Consider the following 18,848-nt stretch of genomic DNA (forward strand, 5'->3'; position numbering starts at 1 on the left):
CGCTACGATCACCAAGCAGGAGACGGTCCCTGTCGGGAGGACGTGCGATGACTCCGATCACGACCTGGACCGGCCGGGACGCCACCGCCCTGCGCCAGGCGGCGCGGATGAGCGTCACCGCCTTCGCCGAGCACCTGGGCGCGGCCCGCCGGACGGTGGCCAAGTGGAGCAGCCAGGGCGACAACGTCATTCCTCGCGCCGATATGCAGGCCGCGCTGGACACCGTGCTGACCCGAGCCACACCCGACGTCCGCGAACGCTTCGCAGCCCTGCGGGCGACGGGCACCAACGGTGCAGCCGCGAGCACCACGCCACCGCACACCGGCCCGGATGCCGATACTGGTGACGACAGCCACCACAGCCCGGACTCGGATGGTGACGTGCAACGGCGAGACTTCCTGCGCAGCGCTGCGGTCAGCGTCGCCGCCGCCCCCGGCATCGCGCCGGTGCTCGACGCACTCGTCTCGCCCCGGCGACAACCCGCCACGGTGCTGTCCGTGCAGCAGCTCTCCAGCAAGGTGGCCGCCGTCAAACGCGACTACCAGGCCTGCCGATACGAACGGGTCCTCGACCAGCTCGGCACGCTGCTACCCGCTCTCGAACCCGCCAGGGCGGACGCGGAGGGCACGCAGCAACGGCAGGTCGACGTCCTGGCCGCCGAGCTGTACCACGTCGTCGGTAGCGTCCTGCTCAAGCTGGGCGACCGTGGAATGGCCCTGGTCGCCGCAGAGCGGAGCACCCGCGCCGCCGCGACGAGCCAGGACCCAGTGGCGGTCGCCGCGAGCGCACGGATCATGACCCACGCCCTGATGAGCAACAACCACGACGAGCAGGCAGTGACCCTCGCCGCAGATGCCGCCGGCGTGCTCGACCGGGACACGGTCCTCGCGTCGACCGACGCGGTCGCGGTGTACGGCGCCCTCGTCCTACGCGGTGCCGTCGCCGCAGCCCGCCGCGACGACCGGGACACCGCACGCACCATGCTCGACGAGGCCACCCGCGCCGCGACCCGACTCGGCTACGACGGCAACGACCGGTGGACCGGCTTCGGCGCTACCAACGTCCTGCTGCACCGGGTCAACATCGCCCTCACCCTCGGCGACGCCGGCACCGCCATCACCATCGCCCGCACCATCCCCCTCGGCAAGGTGACCCTCGCCGAACGCAAAGCCACCCTCTACGTCGACGTGGCCCGCGCCTACACCCAGTGGGGACGCCACGAACAGGGCCTCAACGCCTTGCGCACCGCGTACGAGATCGCCCCCGAAGAGATCCGCTGCCGCCCAGCGGTCCACCGCCTCGCCAACGACCTCGCCCACCTCGCCACCGGCCCGGTACGCGCCGCCGTCGTCGACTTCACCCAGACCACCGGGATCCCCCGGTGACCGAACGCCATCTCCAGATCGTCGTCTGCGCCGCCGGCCCCGCCCCCGACGTCACCACCCTCATCAACACCGCACATCAACAGTCCTGGACCACGGCGGTCACCGCCACACCCCACGCGACCAGCTTCCTCGACATCCCAGCTATCGAAAAGCTGACCGGCACATCCGTGCGATCCGACTACCGGGCATCCCCGGGCGTCCGCCGCTCGCTACCCGCCGCCGACGCACTGGTCATCGCACCCGCGACCTACAACTCGATCAACAAGATCGCCCTCGGCCTCGCCGACAACTACGCCATGACCACCATCGCCGAACTCATCGGACGACACGTACCCACCGTCATCGTCCCCTTCGTCAACACCGCCCTCGCCACCCGACACCCCTACCGCCACGCCGTGACCAGCCTCCGCGACGAAGGCGTACACCTCCTCCTCGGACCCGACCACGACTGGGAACCACACCCACCCGGCACCGGCAACGACCGACGGCTCACCTTCCCCTGGACCACGGCATTCCACGCAGCCGCCGCACTTGCTGAGAAAACACAGCCGCAGAAGTAACGACCGCCGGCCGGATCAACCCGGTCAGATCCGTCGACCGACGGCCCGACGCCCATACCACCCGATCAAGCAGCAAGATCATCAGACGGCGGGCAGACGCACAGGCGATGCTGGGCAGCCCGGACGTCCACCCACATGCCGTTCGTCCACCGGAAGCCGGAACGGTCCAACGGCTCCCGAGCACCCACCGAGACACCGAGCCACCAACAGAAACGCCAAAAGGCTCCAACCCAGGGTGAAACCCCAGGTCAGAGCCTTTTTGGTGGTGCGCCGCCAGGGACTCGAACCCCGAACCCGCGGATTAAGAGTCCGCTGCTCTGCCAGTTGAGCTAGCGGCGCTCGTTGGCAACGGAGAGAACACTAGCACGGGCCATGAGCGGGGTTCCAATCCGATACCCGGCTCCACCCTTCGGGCGAGCTTAACGGGCAAAAGGCTTCAGATCCCCCTGCCGGAGAGCGTCCGGCATCGAGCTGGTGGCCGGCATGGGGCACGATGTCCGCCAGGTACGCGAGAACAGAGGTGGGGATGGGCAGGTTCACGCGGGGCGGGGCGATGGCGGGCGCTCTCGTCCTGGCGGCGTCGCTGGCTCTGGCCGGCTGCGGCGGCGACCAGAAGAAGGAAGCCGAGTTCGTCGGCGGCACCGGGGCTTCGCCGAGCACCGAGGCGGTGACCCCGGCGCAGTCCGGTGGGGCGTCACCGTCGGCACCGGTGGCGGACGGCCTGACGGTCAGCCCGGCGGACGGGGCGAAGAGCAGGCCGGTCAGCACCGAGATCAGCGCCGACCTCCCGGGCGGCGGAAAGGTCTCCTCGGTCACCCTCACCACGGGTGACGGCAAGCAGGTCGGCGGAAAGATGCGTCTGGACGGCAGTTCCTGGGTGCCGTCGTCGGCCCTGAAGTACAACACCAGGTACACCGCCACGGTGACCGGCACCGGCGCGGACGGTCAGCCCCGGCAGGGGGTGAGCACGTTCACCACGATGGCCAAGCCGAAGTCGATGATCGGCTCCGGCCTGTACCTCTTCGACGACCGGACGTACGGCGTGGCCATGCCGGTGGTGGCCGAGTTCAGCCCGGGTATCCCGAAGAAGGACCGGGCGGCCGTCCAGAAGCGGATGTTCGTCAAGACCGATCCGCCGCAGCCGGGGGCCTGGCACTGGGTCTCCAGCGGCACGCAGGCGTACTACCGGGCGCCTGAGTACTGGCAGCCGGGGACGACGTTGAGCGTCCGGATCGCGCTGGCCGGGATTCCGCTGAGCAACGGCCGGTACGGCAACGTGGACCGGTCGGCCACCGCCAAGATCGGGCGGGCCTTCGAGATGAAGGTGGACAACGCCACCAAGCAGATGGAGGTCTTCCAGGGCGGCCAGCTGGTCAAGACCATCCCGGTCAGCCTGGGCAAGAAGAGCACGCCCTCCTCCAGCGGCACGATGGTGGTGATGGAGAAGAAGGAGAAGACCGTCTTCGACACCATGGACGAGCCGGACCCGGCCAACCAGTACCGCACCGAGATCGACTTCGCTCAGCGGTTGACCTGGGGCGGCGAGTACATCCACGCGGCCCCGTGGTCCGAGGGGGTGCAGGGCCGGCGGAACGTCTCGCACGGCTGCGTGAACGTGTCGATGGCGATGGGCAAGTGGCTCTTCTCCCAGACGAAGGTCGGCGACCCGATCACGGTCAAGGGCACCCCGCGCAAGCTCGAACCGGGCAACGGGTGGACGGCGTGGAGCATGACCTGGGCGGATTTCGTCAAGGGCAGCGCGGTGCCGGTGCCGCAGGGCGGCTCGGGTCCACTGGTCTGACCCCGGGTCCGGGTCGGCGCGCCGCGCCGACCCGGACCGGGACGGGCTGATTACCCGGCGTGGTCGCGTCCCGCCCGGCGGCGTGTTTCAGTTCACCGTTCGCAACCGACGGGCGTGCCGCCGCGTCTGTGAGGGACGATGGGACATCGGGGACCACGACTGTGAGGGAATCATGCGAGTTGTCCAGGACCACCTGACCGGGCGTACCGGTCGACGCCGGGTGCTCGCGGCGGGGGTCCTCGCCGCGGCGCTGGCCCTCACCTCCGCCTGCACGGGCTCGGGCGGCGACAAGCCGTCGAGCTGGCAGGGCGGCGGCGAGCAGACCGCGCCGAAGGCCAGCGCGACCATCACCGAACCGAAGGCCGACGCCACCGACGTCCCGGCCTCGACCGGCATCGTCTTCACCGCCAAGGACGCGAAGGACGCCACCGTCGCGCTCACCGACGCCGCCGGCAAGGCCGTCGAGGGCAAGCTCGCCGCGGACGGCGCGAGCTGGCTGCCCGCCGGCGCGCTGGAGTACGGGGAGAAGTACACCGCCACCGTCACGGCGACCGGTGAGGACGGCAAGCCGGCCACGGCCACCAGCACCTTCACGGTGATGGCCAAGCCGGACAAGCAGGTGCGGGTGACCAGCTTCCTCGGCGACAACCAGGTCGTCGGCGTGGGCATGCCGCTGGTCGTGAAGTTCGGTCGGGCCGTCCCGGAGGACTACCGCGACGACGTGCAGCGCCGGATGACGGTCACCAGCACCCCGGCCCAGGAGGGTGTCTGGCACTGGGTCAGCCCCACCGAGGTCCGCTACCGGCCCAAGGAGTTCTGGAAGTCGGGCACGACGGTCTCGTACCGGGTGCAGGCCGGCGGGCTGCCGATGGGCGACGGCTGGTACGGCCGGGCCGACCTGAGCGTGGACGTCAAGATCGGCCCGTCGGTGGTGATGCAGGTCGACAACAAGACCAAGCGGATGACCGTCACCAAGGACGGCAAGGTCGTCAAGACCATTCCGGTCAGCCTGGGCAAGAAGAGCACCCCGTCGTCCAGCGGGACGATGGTGGTGATCGAGAAGCTGCGCAAGACGGTCTTCGACACGATGGAGGAGCTGGGTCCGGAGGAGGGCTACCGCACCAAGATCGACTATGCCCAGCGGCTCACCTGGGGTGGCGAGTTCATCCACGCCGCCCCCTGGTCGGAGGGGCAGCAGGGCACCACGAACGTCTCGCACGGCTGTGTGAACGTGTCGATGAAGGACGGTGCCTGGCTGTTCGCCAACACCAAGATCGGTGACCCGATCACGGTCAAGGGCACCGAGCGCAAGCTCCAGAACGGCAACGGCTGGACCGACTGGAACATGAGCTGGGACCAGTACGTCAAGGGCAGCGCCCTGCCGTACGACCCGGACGCCGGGCAGCCGGACGCCGGTGCCTCGCCCGACGCCACCGGGGAGCCGAGCGCCGAGCCGACCCCCTGACCGACCGCAGCCGGCCAGCCGGGTCCTGATCGACAGGCACGCACCGACCTTCCACGACCGGCCCCCGCCACCAGGCGGGGGCCGGTCCACGTGCGGGGTGTGACGCCCGCCGGGCCAGCCCCCGGTTCTCCCCCGGAACGACTCAGGCCCCCTCGACTGAGGGGGCCTGAGCTGCGGTGGAGCAGATCCACCAACTGGGTGACTGATGGGAATTGAACCCACGACAACCGGGACCACAACCCGGTGCTCTGCCAACTGAGCTACAGCCACCATGCCGTCCGCGCCGGTCTCCCGGGCGGGTGCGGACTAATAATAGCCACACCCGGGCGGGGCCCGTCCAGCGGGTTCCGCCCCTCGGTGGGCGCCTGCCTAGAGCTGCGCCGCGATCGCCTTGGCCGTCTCGACGTCCGGGCCGGGCAGCGGCACGAACAGGGTGCGCCGGTAGTACTCCAGCTCGCGGATGCTCTCCCGGATGTCGGCCAGGGCCCGGTGCGCCAGCCCCTTGCGCGGCTGGCCGAAGTACACCCGGGGGTACCAGCGCCGGCACAGCTCCTTGATCGACGACACGTCGATCATGCGGTAGTGCAGGTGGGCGTCGAGCCGGGTCATGTCCCGGGCGATGAAGCCCCGGTCGGTGGCGATCGAGTTGCCGCACAGCGGCGCGGTGCGCGGGTCCTTCACGTGGCTGGTGACGTACTCCAGGACCAGGTCCTCGGCCTCGGCGAGGGTGACCGTGGAACGGCGTACCTCCTCGGTGAGACCCGACTTGGCGTGCATGGTGCGGACGATCTCCGGCATCGCCTCCAGGGCCGCCTCGTCGGCGTGGATGACCACGTCCACACCCTCCCCCAGCACGTTGAGGTCGGGGTCGGTGACCAGTGCGGCCACCTCGATCAGCTTGTCGCTGCCGAGGTCGAGCCCGGTCATCTCACAGTCGATCCAGACGAGAAGGTCAGCCACCGGAACAGACTACGCGCAGCCCAGGTCCCCGCGCCTCGGCACTGTCGCGGGGTGGGACCGCTAGGGTTTCCCCGTGCCCGCCGAATCCGTCGCGTCCCCCGTCACCACCCCGGAGGACCAGCGAAGTCGTACGGTCCGCCGGGTCGTCACGGTGCTGGCGCTGGCGGCCGTGCTGCCGGCGCTCTACCTGCCGGGCCTGGTGCACGACTTCTTCGATCTGAAGATCTACATGCGGGCGATGGACTGGTGGGCGTCCGGGCATCCGCTCTACGACTACGTGCAGCCCGACCGGGTTCAGGGTGAGTTGTACTTCACGTACCCGCCGTTCAGCGCCCTGCTGCTGCGGCCGTTCGGGGTGCTGCCGCTGGGCCTGACCATCGTCATCTTCACGGCGCTGACCTGCGTCGCCGTCGTGGTCACCACCCGCTGGCTGGTGCTGCCGGTGATCGCCCGGCACGGTCTGCACCGCAGGTACGCGCTCACCGTGGCGGTGCTGCTGGTCTTCGCGGTGGAGAGCACCCGCGAGACGATCACCTTCGGTCAGATCAACATGCTGTTGGTGGTGCTGATCCTGGCCGACCTGCTCTTCGCCGTACCGCAGGCACGACGCTGGGCCGGGGTGGGCGTCGGGCTGGCCACGGCGCTCAAGCTGTTCCCGGGCATCTTCATCGTCTACCTGCTGGTGACCCGGCGGTGGCGGGCGGCCGTGGTGGCGAGTGTCACGGCGGCAGCGGCGACGCTGCTGGCCGCCGCGGTGGCCCCCCGCGACTCGTGGCGGTTCTGGACCCACGAGCTGTGGGCCACCGACCGGGTGGGGCGCACCGACTACACCGGCAACCAGTCGCTGTTCGGCCTGCTCAGCCGGATCGACGCGCCGCAGGAGCCGAACCGGCTGCTCTGGCTGGTGCTGGTCGTGGCGATCCTCGGGTACGGGTTGTGGCGGGCGGCCCGCGCCGCCGGGGCCGGCGACTGGCTGACCGGCCTCACCCTCACCGGGCTGGTCGGCGGTCTGGTCAGCCCGATCACCTGGACCCACCACATCTACTGGTTCATCCCGGCGGTGGTGGTGCTGGTGGACGCCGCGCTCGACGCCGACCCGGAGACCCCGGCGGGGGCGCGACGTCGGCGGCGGCTGCTCACCCTCGCCACCGGCACCGGCCTGGTGATCGTCTACGGGGTGGTCTCGTTCTACGACTGGGGGGTGGCGCCGGCCCGCACGGACACCCCCTGGGAGTTCCTGCTGCGTAACGCGTACGTGCTGCTGGCGCTGCTGCTGCTCGTGCTGCTGCCGGTCCGCCGGGAGCGCAGCCGGGAGCAGGAGCCCGTGCCGGCCGCCGGCCGGCAGCACCAATAGGCCCGCAGCACCAATAGGACAGATATTCCCTTGTCCGACCTTTGGCGCTAATCTGGTCTCAGTCGGTCACGACCCCACGGCACACCGATCCCCCGGTGAGACGGCCCTCCGCGTCGGCAGCGCGGAGGGCCGTCACCGCGTCCGGGCCCGTCCGACGGCCCCGCACGACGCGACCGGCCCGCCGGACGGGTCCGACGGGCCGGTGCGGGTGGTACGCCTCAGGGCTTCGGCATCGACTCCCGCCGGGTCCTGGCGAAGGCCAACCCGCCCAGGGCCAGCCCACCGAGCCCGGCCAGCAGACCGGCGACACCCAGCACGACCGCCGTCGAACCCGAGTCGTCGTCATCGTCGTCGTCCTTCGCGGCCGGCGCGCCCGCCGCCGCCGGGGCCGCCGAGGGGGACCCGGCCGCCGCCGTCAGGGTCAGCACCGGCGCCGGGTTCTCCGGCTCCTCCGCACCCGGCGTGGGCTCCTCGATCCAGCGCGACACGTTGCCGTCGGAGTAGGTCTGGAGCGTCTTGAGGACCATCTTGTCCACCTGCGGCAGCGGACCCAGCGAGATCGGGAACTCCTGGAACTCGCCAGGCTTGACGCCGCCACCGGCGGCGGCCGTCCAGGTGAGCTTCGACACCGCCTCGGTGAGCTGGCTGCCGTGCACCTCGATCGGCGGGTCCACCTTGCGCTTCTCCACCGCCACCGTCCACCCCGGCACCGGCATCGTGGAAACCGAGCCGACCGGGGCGTTCTCCGGCAGGTTCACCTCGATCTTGACGGTGGACGCGGTGTCGCTCTCGTTGGGCACCCGGATGGCGAACCGGCCGTAGCTGCCCTGGGTCGCCTCCTTCGGGTTGACCGTGACGTGCGCCGCGGCCGGCCCGGCGAAGCCGAGCACCGTGGCGGTGACGGCGGCGAGGGTGAGCGCGGCGGCGGATGCGGAGCGCCGGAGACGGATCATCGGGGACGGGCCCTTCTCTACTTGATCGGCACGGTGGCGGTCACCGTGGCCTGGTCGATGTCGGACGTACGGACCGTGAAACGCAGTTGCCACTCACCCGCCGACGGGAAGCTGAACTCCCCGGTCGCATGGTTGTCGGTGAGCTTGAGCAGCGGGATGTCGATCGCTTCGACACCGGCCGAGGGCAGCGCGGCGGTGGCCTTCCACTCCACCACCGGCTGCGGCCGGTTGTCAGGCGTGTAGGCGTACAGGTGCATCGAGTTGTTGCCCCGCTCGGCCGGGTCCAGCTCCACCTGCAGTGAGTAGAGCGGGCTGGTCAGCGTGGTCGAGTAGTAGCCGGCGTCGGCACCGGACCCCCCGTCGACGGTGGTTCGGGCCGGCGGGGTCTGCACCAGGGTCGCCGTCACGCCCAGGATCACCGCGGTGACCGCCAACTCCACCCAGACCGCGCGCCGCACCGGCAGCGGCCGGGCCGCCGCGGTCCGCCGGCGCACCAACTGTCGGGAGTACGCGGCCACGGCCACCACCAGCGCGAACAGCCCGATCTTGGCGAGCAGCAGCCGACCGTACGTGGTGCCGGTGAGCGCCTCGACGCTGGCCACCTCGATCAACCCCTGCACGACGCCGGCCAGCAGCAACGCCGCCACCGCCAGCGCCGCCCAGCGGGACCAGATCGGCAGGATCGCCCCCAGCTCACGCTCGTCGGCCCGGCGCAGCAGGAACCCGGCAAGCATCACCAGGCCGCCCAGCCAGACCGCCATGCTGCCCAGGTGCACCGCGTCGACGAGCACCGACACCGCCGGGGCCGGGGAGGCCGCCGGGTGCCCGGCCAGCGGCCAGGTGAACAACCCGGCCACCCCGAGCGCGGTCAGGATGATCCCGTCGGTACGCCCCACCGGCCCCCGGGTCAGCGGCCGGAGCAGGAACACCGCCGCCGCCAGCAGGCCCAGCCGGATCAGGTGCGTGGTGCCGTACCCGCTGCCCAGCACCTCGGACAGACCCTCGCCGGTGACGTCGAACAGCCCCCCACCGGCGGTGTACGGCACCTGCATCCACACCTCGACGACCGTCGCGACGGCCAGCAGCCCCACACCGGACCAGAGCAGCCGGGCCGGCCCCCGCCGGGACAGCCGCAGCGGCCAGAGCGCGGCGAGCACCAGCGCCGGGCCCACCACCAGCAGCAGGCCGGCGTACCCCAGGTACTTGGCCACCTTCACGCCCACGCCGACCACCGGGTCGGCCCGGCTGTCCGAGCCGGCGTCGGTCGGCGGCGTCGACGGCGCACCCACCGAATAGGTGAACGCACCTGACACCGGGTGGCTGTCGGCGGAGATCACCCGGTAGCTGACCAGGTAGGTGCCCTGCGGCCCGGCCGGGTCCACCCCGATCGTCACCACCGAGCCCTCGAACCGGGGCTCACCCCGGTCGGCGCGGGAACCGTCCGGGGCGATGACCCGCACCTTGTCGGGCACCTTGCGGACCGACTCGCTGAAGGTCAGCACCACCTCCGACGGGGCGCTCGGCACCACGGACGAGGCCACCGGGCTGCTGCTGGAGAGCACGGCGTGGGCGCTCGCCGGACCGGCCGGGGCGAGCAGCAGGGCGACGAGGGTGACCAGCAGGCCGGCGGCGGCCCCCAGCCGGGCCAGCCGGCGACGATCGACTGCGTTCATCCCGCCATGCTCGCTGACCACGGGCCGGTACGCCCACCCGGCCACCCCGCGACGGCACGGGGCGACCACGGCGGCCGGGGGGCCTGCCGCAGGTGGTGGGGCGTCATGACCAGGTAGTCGTCCGGTAGGGGGAAAAAGTTCCCGGCGTGAGCGGGACCATGGAAAGGGCCGAACGACCCTGCCCGCTCCCGCCACGCCGCGTAGCCTGGCTTGACGTGATCCCCGCTCACCGCGACCCCTGCGCCACCGGCCGTAGCGGACCACCGCCCGGCCCCGACCGGCCCCCGGTGCCCCGGCCGGCCACCCGGCGACCGGTCACCCCGGGGAACCCGCGAGCCGGGTGGGACGACCAATGAACGTGACCACCACGCGTACCCCGGCCGGCCGCTGGCCGCTCGTCCGCCCCTGGCTCGGCGTCGTCGCCCGGCTCGGCCTGGCCGCCGTCTGGCTGTACGCCGGCGCGACCAAGGTCGGTGACCTCGCCGCCTCCGGCCGGGCCGTCAACGCGTACCAGGTGATGCCCTACGAGGTGGCGACGGCGATCGGGGCCGCGCTGCCGTTCGTGGAGTTGGCGCTGGGCCTGCTGCTGCTCGCCGGGCTGGCCACCCGGTTGGGCGCCGGGATCTCCGCCGTGCTGCTGGTGGTCTTCGTCGCCGGCATCGCCTCGGCCTGGGCCCGCGGCCTGGCCATCGACTGCGGGTGCTTCGGCAGCGGCGGGCAGCTCGCCGCCGGCCAGTCCCCGAGCTACCTCCCGGAGATCCTCCGGGACCTGGGATTCCTGGCCCTGGCCGGATTCCTGCTGATCTGGCCCCGCACCCCGTTCTCGGTGGACGGCTGGCTCGCGGGCGACCCATCCGTGGAGGACGACGATGAGCAGTCGTAAGGGACGCAACCAGGCCGCGCGGGTGGTCCGCGAGCAGATCGCCCGGGAGAAACGCCGCAAGCGGACCCTCTGGACGTCCGTCGGCGCGGTGGTGGTGCTGGTGGTCGCCGGCCTGATCGGCTGGAGCGTCTACTCCAGCCAGAAGTCGGACACCTTCACCGCCCCGCCCGGCACGAACGACGCCGGAACCGGCGTCGTGATCGGCACCGGACCGGTCACCATCGACCTCTACGAGGACTACCTCTGCCCGGTCTGCAAAGAGTTCCAGGAGGCCAGCGGGGAGACCATCAACCAGCTGGTCTCCGCCGGCAAGGCCAGGGTGGTCTTCCACCCGGTCGCCTACCTCAACCGGTTCTCCACCACGGAATACTCCACCCGCTCCTCCGCCGCGTCCGGCTGCGCGGCCAAGGGCGGCAAGTTCAAGGAGTTCACCGACGCGCTGTTCGCCCAGCAGCCGCCGGAGGGCGGTGCCGGGCTGAGCAACGACCAGCTGATCGACATCGGCGCGGGCGTCGGGCTGAACAAGGACGACTTCGGTTCCTGCGTCCGGGACGGGACCTACACGGCGTGGACCGAACACGTCACCGACGACGCCAGCAAGGCCGGGGTCACCGGCACCCCGACCCTCAAGGTGAACGGCACCGTCGTGTCCGACCGCACCCCGGCCGGAATCACCACGGCCGTGGAGGCGGCCGGCAAGTGAACCCGGCACCCCTGCGGCGGGCCGTCCTGCTGGTCACCGCCGTCCTGCTCGGCCTGCTCGGCTGCGCCGTACCGGCGTACGCGCACGGGGCGGACGCCCCCGACGGCACCGACTACCGCACCACGGTGACCGGAATCACCCCGGCCCGGCCGGGGCTGACCGTCCGGGCCGTCGAGGCGGGTGCCCGGCTGGAACTGGTCAACCACTCCGACCGGGACGTCGAGGTGATCGGCTACTCCGGGGAGCCGTACCTGCGGGTCGGGCCGGGCGGGGTGTACGAGAACGTCCGCTCTCCCGCCACGTACCTCAACCGCACCCTCGCCGGGGACACCGCGCTGCCCGCCACCGCCGACCCGGCCGCCGCCCCGCAGTGGCGCAGGATCGGCGACGACAGGCGGGTCCGCTGGCACGACCAGCGGGCCCTGTGGCGGGAGTCCGGGGTGCCCGCCCCGGTGGCGGCAGACCCCGGCCGGGAACACCGGGTCCGGGAGTGGGTCGTGCCGTTGCGCGACGGCGGCGAGCCGGTGGAGCTGCGCGGCACCCTCGACTGGGTGCCGCCGCCGGACCCGTACCCGTGGTGGGTGGCCGTCGCCCTCGGCGCGCTGCTGGTCGGCGCGGCCGGGCTGCTGCCGGCCGGCACACCCGCCGGAACCCGGGCGCTGCGCGGCGTCGGCGGAGTGCTCGCCGTCGGCGGGGCCGCCGCCGTCGCCCTGGTGCTCGGCCGCGAGCTGGACGCCGGGGCGCAGGGCGTCGGCGGGGTGCTGCTCGGGCTGGCCGCCGGGCAGCTGTGGCCGCTGCTGACCGGGCTGGGCGCGGTGGCCGCCGGGGGGTGGGCGCTGACCCGCCGGCCCGCCGCCGACTTCGTGCTCGCGCTGGCCGGCGCGTGCCTGGCCCTGTTCGTCGGCGTCGCCAACCTGACCGTGCTGTCCCGCGCCGTCGCCCCGGTGCCGTGGTCGGGCGGCGTCGCACGGGTGCTGCTGACCGGGGTGCTGGTCGCCGGGGTGGGGGCGGTCGCCGCCGGCCTGCTCCGGCTGCACACCGCCGCCCGCGCCGCCGTGCCCCGGCCCGCCGTCGAACCGGCCCGGAGCTGACCCGCCTGCCGGCGGTGGTCAGCCGATCGGTCGGGGGTGGAAGCCGTAGGGCAGTTCGAGGCGGTGGCGGGAGAGCAGGTCCGCGTCGGCGAGCAGGTCGACGGTGGGGGCGTCGGCGACGATCCGCCCGGCGTCCAGGATGACCGCCCGCTCACACAGCTCCGCCGCGTAGGGCAGGTCGTGGGTGACCATCAGCAGCGTCACCGGCAGGGCGCGCAGGATCCCGGCCAGCTCCCGGCGGGCCGCCGGGTCCAGGTTGGACGACGGCTCGTCGAGGACCAGGATCTCCGGGCGCATCGCCAACACGGTGGCCACCGCCACCCGACGCCGCTGCCCGAACGACAGGTGGTGCGGGGCGCGGTCCCGGTGCTCGGCCATCCCCACCGCGGTCAGCGCCTCGTCGACCCGGGTGGCCAGCTCGGCACCGCGCAGCCCCAGGTTGGCCGGGCCGAACGCCACGTCCTCGGCGACCGTGGGCAGGAAGAGCTGGTCGTCCGGGTCCTGGAAGACGATGCCCACCCGGCGGCGGATCTCGGCCAGGGTGTCCCGGTCCCGGGACACCGTCAGCCCGCCCACGCTCACCGACCCCTCGGACGGGGTGAGGATGCCGTTGAGGTGCAGCACCAGCGTGGTCTTGCCCGCGCCGTTCGGGCCGAGCAGGGCCACCCGCCCGCCGCGCGGCACGGCCAGGTCCACCCCGGCCAGGGCGACGTGACCGTCCGGGTACGCGTACCGGACGCCACGGACGTCCAGGGAGACAGCGGTCTGCACGTACCCGATCATGTCAGGACGACGGCGGTGGCGGCGATCGTCACCGCCGCCAGCGGCACGGTCGCCGCCGCCACCCACTGCCCGGCGGTCGCCGCCCCGGCACCCTGCCAGACCGCAGGCATCCGCCCGGTGTAGCCCCGGGAGAGCATCGCCAGGTAGACCCGCTCACCCCGCTCGAAGGCCCGCAGGAACAGCGCGCCCACCCCGGCGGCGAAGCCGCGCAACTGCCACAGGAAACGCGGGTCGTCACCCCGGGAGATCCGGGCCACCCGCATCCGGCGGGCCTCGCCGACCAGCACGTCGAGGTAGCGCAGCATGAACGTGGCGATCTGGGTGATGATCTGCGGGCAGCGCAGCCGGTCCAGGCCGACGATCAGGTCCCGGGTGGTGGTCGTGGCGGCCAGCAGCAGCGACGCGAGCACCCCCAGGGTGCCCTTGGCGACGATGTTCCACGCCCCGTGCAGGCCGTCCACCGACAGGCTCAACCCGACGAACTCGGTACGCGGACCCGCGCCGAGGAACGGCAGGGCGACCGCGAACAGCACGAACGGCACCTCGATCGTGGCGCGCAGCAGCAGCCAGCGCGGGCCGACCCGGGCCAGTGCGGCGACGACCGCGACCAGCAGGGCATAGCCGCCGAAGGCCCAGAACGCCTCGCGCGGGGTGGCCACCACGGCGATGGTGAACAGCACCATCGCGGCGATCTTCACCTCGGGTGCCAGCCGGTGCACCCGGGAGGGGGTGTCCCGGTAGAGCACATGCGCGTGTCCGGCACCCACGTCGTACCGCCCGGTCAGCCGGCGGTGCCGGCGGGCTGCCGGTCGTCACGCGCGCCGCCGTCGGTGCCGGCCGGCTGGCCGTCGCCGCCGGCCGGGCGGCGGCCACGCAGCAGCCAGAACAGGCCGCCGCCGACGGCGAAGGTGAGCAGCACCCCGGCCACCCCGGACAGGCCGGTGGAGAGGAAGCCGTTGTCCACGCCCCGGATGCCGTAGTCGGCGAGCGGGCTGTCCGCCAACTCGTGGTCCCTGGCCTGCTGGGCCGGGCAGGAACCGCCGGTGATCTCGTCGTCGGCGTTGACCGTGCAGCCCTTGAGCAGCGACGAGTCCAGGCCGTCCGGGTGCGACGAGGCGTAGTTGCTGACCACGCCGGCCAGCACCAGGGCGACCAGCAGGCCGGCCGCCACGAAACCCCAGGACCGCTTCCTCACCGGGCACCTCCGACAGCCGGGACGGGGGCCGGCGCGGTCGCCGGCTTGAGCGCGCGCAACGCGTACACCAGGTCGGGTCGGACCTTGGCGACGGTGGCGACGGTGGTCGCCGTGATCAGCCCCTCACCGATGCCGATCAGCAGGTGGACGCCGGCCATCGTGCCGGCCAGGCCGGTCAGGTTGCCGCCCAGGTCGGTGGTGCCGCCGAGCCAGTACTGCACGACGAACCCCTGGGAGGCGACGACCACGCTGACCAGCGCCGAGACGAAGGCGGTGACGGCCAGGCCGGTGGGCGTGCGGGGCAGCACCCGCAGCAGGCCGGCGATCAGCAGGTACGCCGCGGCGGTGCCGAGCAGCGCCATGTTGGTGATGTTCAGGCCGAGCATCGCGACGCCGCCGTCACCGAAGACCAGGGCCTGCACGATCAGCACCACCGAGACACAGAGCGCGCCGACCCAGGGGCCGACCAGCAGGGCGGCGAGCGCGCCGCCGAGCAGGTGACCGGAGACCCCGGCCGTGAAGATCGGGAAGTTGAGCATCTGCACGGCGAAGATGAACGCGGCGACCAGGCCGGCCATCGGCGCCAGCCGGTCGTCCAGGTCACGCCGGCCGCGCAGCACGCAGAAGGTCAGGGCGGCCAACGCGACGGCGGCGAAGATCCCCGCGACCGGACCGTTGATGATGCCGTTCGAGATGTGCATCGCCAGGGTTTCCACATGACCTCCAGTCGGCCGGCAGGCCCAGCCTATTTCCCGGCCCGGGTTGTTGCCAAGATGCGGCAACAAGGCATGGCGTTGTTCACCAGCGGGCCACCGCCGGGCCCCTCACCGGCCGCCGTCCCGCACGCTGCGGGAACGCAGGGACGGGCGCGCGCCGCACCGGGCAGTGCCGGGCGGCGGGGGAACACCCCGGGTGTCCCGGCGGGGATCGGCCGGGGCGGCGCAGCCCGGCGGTAGGGTCGTCGCCATGACCGCGCCCGACCGGCTCACCCCCGGCGACCCCGCCCCCGACTTCACCCTCCCCACCGACACCGGGGAGACGCTCTCCCTCGCCGCGCTGCGCGGTCGCCGGGTCATCCTGTACGCCTACCCGGCCGCGATGACCCCCGGCTGCACCAAGCAGGCCTGCGACTTCCGCGACTCGCTCGCCTCGCTCCAGGCCGCCGGTTACGAGGTGGTCGGCATCTCCCCCGACCAGCCCGCCAAGCTGGCGAAGTTCCGCGAGCGCGACGCCATCACCTTCCCGCTGGTCGCCGACGTCGACCGGGCGGTGCTCACCGCGTACGGCGCCTTCGGCGAGAAGCAGTCCTACGGCCGTACGGTGACCGGGGTGATCCGGTCCACCTTCGTCATCGACCCGGACGGGAAGATCGAGCACGCGTTCTACAACGTCAAGGCCACCGGCCACGTCGCCAAGCTGCGCCGCGACCTCGGCCTCGACTGAACGCGTCCGGCCGGCGGCCGAGGGTGTCGGACCTCGCCGCTACTTTTTGCGCATGAGTCGTTACAAGTACACACCGGAGATGCTCACCCAGGCGGCTGCGGAGTCCCGCAGCATCGCCGACGTCCTGCGCATTCTCGGGATCAGGTTCAGCGGTGGTTCACATGCGCACATCAGCCGTCAGCTCAAGCGGTTGGGCATTGACACGTCACACTTCACCGGCCAACTGCACAACAAGGGTGGGCGGGGAGTCCGCACTCCCCTGACGCAACTGTTGATCAAACGTGCAGAGGGGCGGAGGGTCCCGGGGTTTCGCCTCAAACGGGCCCTGGCCGCCATCGGGCTGCCGGAGGAATGCGAGGCGTGCGGAGTCGAGGCCACCTGGCAAGGTAGGCCGCTGACACTGCACGTTGATCACATCAATGGCGACTTCCTCGACAACCAACCCAGCAATCTGCGGCTTCTCTGCCCGAACTGCCACAGCCAGACGGCCACCTACGCCGGTTCCAACCGGGCGGCGGTGTCCCCGCCGGATGTGGTCTACGATGCGAAGGCTGTGACACCCACCGGTTTCCCGATCGGCAGACGGCTGCGCCGCCGTACGCAATGGCCCTGGAAGGTGACGGTGTACACGGTGAGGGGCCGTAGCCCAAATGGCAGGAGGCATGCGGTTTAGGTCCGCATCAGTGCGGGTTCGAGTCCCGTCGGCCCTACTCAACCTCTGGCAGCCGGTTCTCCGGCTGTCGGGAGGGTCACGATCGCGGGCGTACGACGCGTCGGCGCAGCAGGATCGGCAGGGTGAGCCTGCGTTTCGTCCTCGACCCCGACCTCACCCCCGCCCTGCGCGAGCAGATCGTCGCCCTCTGGGTCGACGTCACCAACGCCGGCGGTGCGGTCGGTTTCGTCGCCCCGGTCACCACTGCCGACGTACGTCCCGTCGCCGAGGCGACCTTCGCCGCCGTCACCGACGGTCCGGACCGGATGCTGGTCGGCTACGCGGCCGACCGACCGGTCGCGGTGTTGTTCCTCGCCGACAACCGGTTCGGGTTGAAGGCGCACTGGGGCGTCCTCAAGCGGGTGATGGTGCACCCGGCCACCCAGGGGTGCGGCCACGGGCAGGCCCTGATGCGGGAGGCCGCCCGGCGCGCGCCCGAGCTGGGTTGGCGGGCACTGCACGTCACGGTACGCGGTGGGCTCGGCCTGGAGAGGTTCTACGACCGGCTCGGCTACCGGGAGGTGGGCCGACTGCCGGGCGCGCTGCGGGTGGCAGCCGGCGACGACCGCGACGAGATCCTCATGTGGCGGGACCTGGACACCCCGGCCTGACCGTCCGACGGACCGCGCTCGACCGGCACCAGGTCGACCGGCGACGTCCGGCGGATCCCGCTCCCGACGGACGGGTCGCTCGGGCGACGCCCGGTGGAGGACGCTTCCGCACGGACCGGGCCGAGGCTGGCAGCGACGATGGTAAGACCGGTGGGGGTCAGCCCCGGGACGCGCAGTCGACAGGTCGGCCAGTGCCAGGCTCCGCCGACGCGGCGAGCGCGGGTGGGGCGCTGACCTGCGGTGTGCCGGGCGAGCTGGTGGGGGCGACCGTCGACGGGCTGACGGTGGCCCGGCTCGGGGTGGCGCCGGGGCTCGGGGAGGACGGCCGGCTGGTCGGGTTCTTCCGCGCGGCGGGGGCGCTGCCGCCGTACATCTTCACGGTGCTGCGCTGGACCCGGCCGGGGGACATGGTGACGCCGCTGGCGGTGACGCGGTGGCCGTACACGTCGGTGACCCGGACGGCGTACGGGCCGGGCCCGGCTCCGGAGTCGATCTGCCAGTAGTTGTAGTCCTGCCGGGCGGCGGTACGCCAGACACCGGAGCCCTGGCGTACCTCGACGGCGCGCAGCGGGTTGCCGTGCCCGGCGACCAGCACGGCGAACCAGTACTGCGACGCGCCCTCCTTGATCCGGAAGGTGAGCGGGCCGGACAGTGGCGGGTCGACCGCCGCGCGGTAGCTGACCCCGACGATGCCCTGCACCGGGTCGGCGATCCGGGCGAACGCCTCGCGGGAGAGGTCGACGTGGCCGGGGGCGCACTCGGGGCACTGGTCCATGATCAGGACGCGGACGGTGCCCCGGGGGCCGGTGACGTCGAGGTACCCGCCGCAGGCCGCACCGGCGCTGTACTCGGTGGGGCCGAGGGCCACGTACATCCGGTCGGCCGGGGCGGACGGGTAGGAGCAGTTCCCGCCGGCCCCTTTCGAGTCGTAGAAGGTGGCTTTTCCCTTGTGGACCGTACTGCCGGTGGGTGGGGCCGCCAGTGGCAGCGGCCCGGCGGCGACCGGCCCGGCACCGGCCAGCCCGGCCGGCGGGGCGGCACAGGCGGGGGCGGCTCCGGAGCGTAGCGCGAGGCTCAGCCCGAGCACGGTGGCGAGCGCGGCGACGCCACCGGCGGCCAGCCAGCGGCGACGTCCGCCGCCCCGGGCGCGGCGACGCCCGGCGGGGGCGTCGCCGCGCGGCCCGGGGTCGGGTTCCTGGGACACGCTGCCGTCGGTCACGCCGACCGATGCTGCCGCAGGGGACGCCCCGGGGACAAGCGGGCTAAGCGAAAGCTA

General features: G+C 72.4%; 19 protein-coding genes and 3 tRNA genes. 12 read left to right on the plus strand and 10 right to left on the minus strand.

The genetic code is table 11. From position 1 onward, the window contains the following. Positions 1-47: 47 nt before the first annotated feature. Positions 48-1,385, plus strand: coding sequence for a hypothetical protein (locus ACWCHM_RS21815; RefSeq protein WP_454219621.1), 1,338 nt, complete (start codon positions 48-50; stop codon positions 1,383-1,385). Then, on the plus strand, positions 1,382-1,945 hold the full coding sequence (locus tag ACWCHM_RS21820) for a flavoprotein (protein ID WP_454219623.1): 564 nt from the start codon (positions 1,382-1,384) through the stop codon (positions 1,943-1,945). The genes ACWCHM_RS21815 and ACWCHM_RS21820 overlap by 4 nt, the downstream gene beginning before the upstream one ends. A gap of 263 nt (positions 1,946-2,208) precedes the next feature. On the opposite strand, the gene ACWCHM_RS21825 is transcribed toward ACWCHM_RS21820, so the two are convergent. Further along, positions 2,209-2,284 (minus strand) — tRNA-Lys (locus ACWCHM_RS21825). Positions 2,285-2,471: 187 nt separating this feature from the next. Between ACWCHM_RS21825 and ACWCHM_RS21830 the strand changes: the two genes are divergently transcribed. Together ACWCHM_RS21830 and ACWCHM_RS21835 are read left to right on the plus strand one after the other, a co-directional pair. Next, positions 2,472-3,746, plus strand: a complete 1,275-nt coding sequence (locus ACWCHM_RS21830; protein WP_454219624.1) for an Ig-like domain-containing protein — start codon at positions 2,472-2,474, stop codon at positions 3,744-3,746. Between the two features lie 172 nt (positions 3,747-3,918). Next, positions 3,919-5,211 (plus strand): L,D-transpeptidase, encoded by a 1,293-nt coding sequence (locus ACWCHM_RS21835; RefSeq protein WP_281900123.1) that lies wholly within the window; start codon positions 3,919-3,921, stop codon positions 5,209-5,211. Between the two features lie 197 nt (positions 5,212-5,408). Here the strand turns inward: ACWCHM_RS21835 and ACWCHM_RS21840 are convergent. Continuing rightward, a tRNA-His gene (locus tag ACWCHM_RS21840) sits at positions 5,409-5,481 on the minus strand. 99 nt (positions 5,482-5,580) lie between these two features. After that, the gene (gene orn / locus ACWCHM_RS21845; protein ID WP_088641757.1) at positions 5,581-6,171 is read right to left on the minus strand and encodes an oligoribonuclease; all 591 of its coding nucleotides are present in this window, start codon (positions 6,169-6,171) and stop codon (positions 5,581-5,583) included. A gap of 73 nt (positions 6,172-6,244) precedes the next feature. On the opposite strand from orn, the gene ACWCHM_RS21850 reads away from it, so the two are divergent. Then, complete coding sequence (locus tag ACWCHM_RS21850) at positions 6,245-7,525, plus strand: glycosyltransferase family 87 protein (protein WP_454219626.1); 1,281 nt, start codon at positions 6,245-6,247, stop codon at positions 7,523-7,525. 218 nt (positions 7,526-7,743) lie between these two features. Here ACWCHM_RS21850 and ACWCHM_RS21855 read toward each other — a convergent pair whose 3' ends face one another. Both ACWCHM_RS21855 and ACWCHM_RS21860 read right to left on the minus strand, forming a co-directional pair. After that, positions 7,744-8,478 carry a YcnI family copper-binding membrane protein gene (locus ACWCHM_RS21855; protein ID WP_454219627.1) on the minus strand — a complete coding sequence of 245 codons (735 nt, stop codon included), beginning with the start codon at positions 8,476-8,478 and terminating at the stop codon, positions 7,744-7,746. Positions 8,479-8,495: 17 nt separating this feature from the next. Then, the gene (locus tag ACWCHM_RS21860; RefSeq protein ID WP_454219628.1) at positions 8,496-10,151 is read right to left on the minus strand and encodes a copper resistance CopC/CopD family protein; all 1,656 of its coding nucleotides are present in this window, start codon (positions 10,149-10,151) and stop codon (positions 8,496-8,498) included. A gap of 352 nt (positions 10,152-10,503) precedes the next feature. On the opposite strand from ACWCHM_RS21860, the gene ACWCHM_RS21865 reads away from it, so the two are divergent. The 3 genes from ACWCHM_RS21865 to ACWCHM_RS21875 are packed head-to-tail and all read left to right on the plus strand — an operon-like array spanning position 10,504 to position 12,828. Beyond that, positions 10,504-11,034 carry a MauE/DoxX family redox-associated membrane protein gene (locus ACWCHM_RS21865; protein ID WP_454219630.1) on the plus strand — a complete coding sequence of 177 codons (531 nt, stop codon included), beginning with the start codon at positions 10,504-10,506 and terminating at the stop codon, positions 11,032-11,034. After that, entirely contained in the window at positions 11,021-11,737 is a 717-nt protein-coding gene (locus tag ACWCHM_RS21870; RefSeq protein WP_204956659.1) for a DsbA family protein, read from the plus strand. Before ACWCHM_RS21865 ends, ACWCHM_RS21870 begins: the two co-directional genes overlap by 14 nt. After that, entirely contained in the window at positions 11,734-12,828 is a 1,095-nt protein-coding gene (locus tag ACWCHM_RS21875; RefSeq protein ID WP_454219631.1) for a hypothetical protein, read from the plus strand. Before ACWCHM_RS21870 ends, ACWCHM_RS21875 begins: the two co-directional genes overlap by 4 nt. A gap of 18 nt (positions 12,829-12,846) precedes the next feature. Here the strand turns inward: ACWCHM_RS21875 and ACWCHM_RS21880 are convergent, their stop codons facing one another. Genes ACWCHM_RS21880 through ACWCHM_RS21895 form a run of 4 tightly spaced genes read right to left on the minus strand, consistent with a single transcriptional unit; the run spans position 12,847 to position 15,522 of the window. Continuing rightward, entirely contained in the window at positions 12,847-13,611 is a 765-nt protein-coding gene (locus ACWCHM_RS21880; protein ID WP_204956657.1) for an energy-coupling factor ABC transporter ATP-binding protein, read from the minus strand. Further along, on the minus strand, positions 13,608-14,378 hold the full coding sequence (gene cbiQ / locus ACWCHM_RS21885) for a cobalt ECF transporter T component CbiQ (protein WP_204956656.1): 771 nt from the start codon (positions 14,376-14,378) through the stop codon (positions 13,608-13,610). The genes ACWCHM_RS21880 and cbiQ overlap by 4 nt, the downstream gene beginning before the upstream one ends. A gap of 14 nt (positions 14,379-14,392) precedes the next feature. Next, positions 14,393-14,806, minus strand: a complete 414-nt coding sequence (locus tag ACWCHM_RS21890; protein ID WP_204956655.1) for a PDGLE domain-containing protein — start codon at positions 14,804-14,806, stop codon at positions 14,393-14,395. Further along, positions 14,803-15,522 carry an energy-coupling factor ABC transporter permease gene (locus ACWCHM_RS21895; protein ID WP_145918134.1) on the minus strand — a complete coding sequence of 240 codons (720 nt, stop codon included), beginning with the start codon at positions 15,520-15,522 and terminating at the stop codon, positions 14,803-14,805. The genes ACWCHM_RS21890 and ACWCHM_RS21895 overlap by 4 nt, the downstream gene beginning before the upstream one ends. 250 nt (positions 15,523-15,772) lie before the next feature. Here ACWCHM_RS21895 and bcp point away from each other — a divergent pair, with 250 nt between their 5' ends. The 4 genes from bcp to ACWCHM_RS21915 all read left to right on the plus strand — a co-directional run bounded on the left by bcp (position 15,773) and on the right by ACWCHM_RS21915 (position 17,572). Continuing rightward, complete coding sequence (gene bcp, locus ACWCHM_RS21900; protein ID WP_454219632.1) at positions 15,773-16,249, plus strand: thioredoxin-dependent thiol peroxidase; 477 nt, start codon at positions 15,773-15,775, stop codon at positions 16,247-16,249. A gap of 79 nt (positions 16,250-16,328) precedes the next feature. Continuing rightward, complete coding sequence (locus ACWCHM_RS21905; protein WP_454223136.1) at positions 16,329-16,922, plus strand: HNH endonuclease; 594 nt, start codon at positions 16,329-16,331, stop codon at positions 16,920-16,922. Then, positions 16,885-16,959 (plus strand) — tRNA-Leu (locus ACWCHM_RS21910). The genes ACWCHM_RS21905 and ACWCHM_RS21910 overlap by 38 nt, the downstream gene beginning before the upstream one ends. An 85-nt stretch (positions 16,960-17,044) precedes the next feature. Continuing rightward, on the plus strand, positions 17,045-17,572 hold the full coding sequence (locus ACWCHM_RS21915; RefSeq protein ID WP_454219633.1) for an N-acetyltransferase family protein: 528 nt from the start codon (positions 17,045-17,047) through the stop codon (positions 17,570-17,572). A 157-nt stretch (positions 17,573-17,729) separates the two neighbouring features. On the opposite strand, the gene ACWCHM_RS21920 is transcribed toward ACWCHM_RS21915, so the two are convergent. Further along, entirely contained in the window at positions 17,730-18,791 is a 1,062-nt protein-coding gene (locus ACWCHM_RS21920; RefSeq protein ID WP_454219634.1) for an expansin EXLX1 family cellulose-binding protein, read from the minus strand. Positions 18,792-18,848: the final 57 nt, after the last annotated feature.

Source organism: Micromonospora sp. SCSIO 07396, from assembly GCF_053667945.1.

Excerpts from the sequence above, each read along its gene's own strand:
- ACWCHM_RS21815 (WP_454219621.1), top strand. The coding sequence starts at position 48 with ATGACTCCGATCACGACCTGGACCGGCCGGGACGCCACCGCCCTGCGC.
- ACWCHM_RS21830 (WP_454219624.1), top strand. The coding sequence starts at position 2,472 with ATGGGCAGGTTCACGCGGGGCGGGGCGATGGCGGGCGCTCTCGTCCTG.
- ACWCHM_RS21835 (WP_281900123.1), top strand. The coding sequence starts at position 3,919 with ATGCGAGTTGTCCAGGACCACCTGACCGGGCGTACCGGTCGACGCCGG.
- ACWCHM_RS21855 (WP_454219627.1), bottom strand. The coding sequence starts at position 8,478 with ATGATCCGTCTCCGGCGCTCCGCATCCGCCGCCGCGCTCACCCTCGCC.
- ACWCHM_RS21860 (WP_454219628.1), bottom strand. The coding sequence starts at position 10,151 with ATGAACGCAGTCGATCGTCGCCGGCTGGCCCGGCTGGGGGCCGCCGCC.
- ACWCHM_RS21865 (WP_454219630.1), top strand. The coding sequence starts at position 10,504 with ATGAACGTGACCACCACGCGTACCCCGGCCGGCCGCTGGCCGCTCGTC.
- ACWCHM_RS21870 (WP_204956659.1), top strand. The coding sequence starts at position 11,021 with ATGAGCAGTCGTAAGGGACGCAACCAGGCCGCGCGGGTGGTCCGCGAG.
- ACWCHM_RS21880 (WP_204956657.1), bottom strand. The coding sequence starts at position 13,611 with ATGATCGGGTACGTGCAGACCGCTGTCTCCCTGGACGTCCGTGGCGTC.
- bcp (WP_454219632.1), top strand. The coding sequence starts at position 15,773 with ATGACCGCGCCCGACCGGCTCACCCCCGGCGACCCCGCCCCCGACTTC.
- ACWCHM_RS21905 (WP_454223136.1), top strand. The coding sequence starts at position 16,329 with ATGCTCACCCAGGCGGCTGCGGAGTCCCGCAGCATCGCCGACGTCCTG.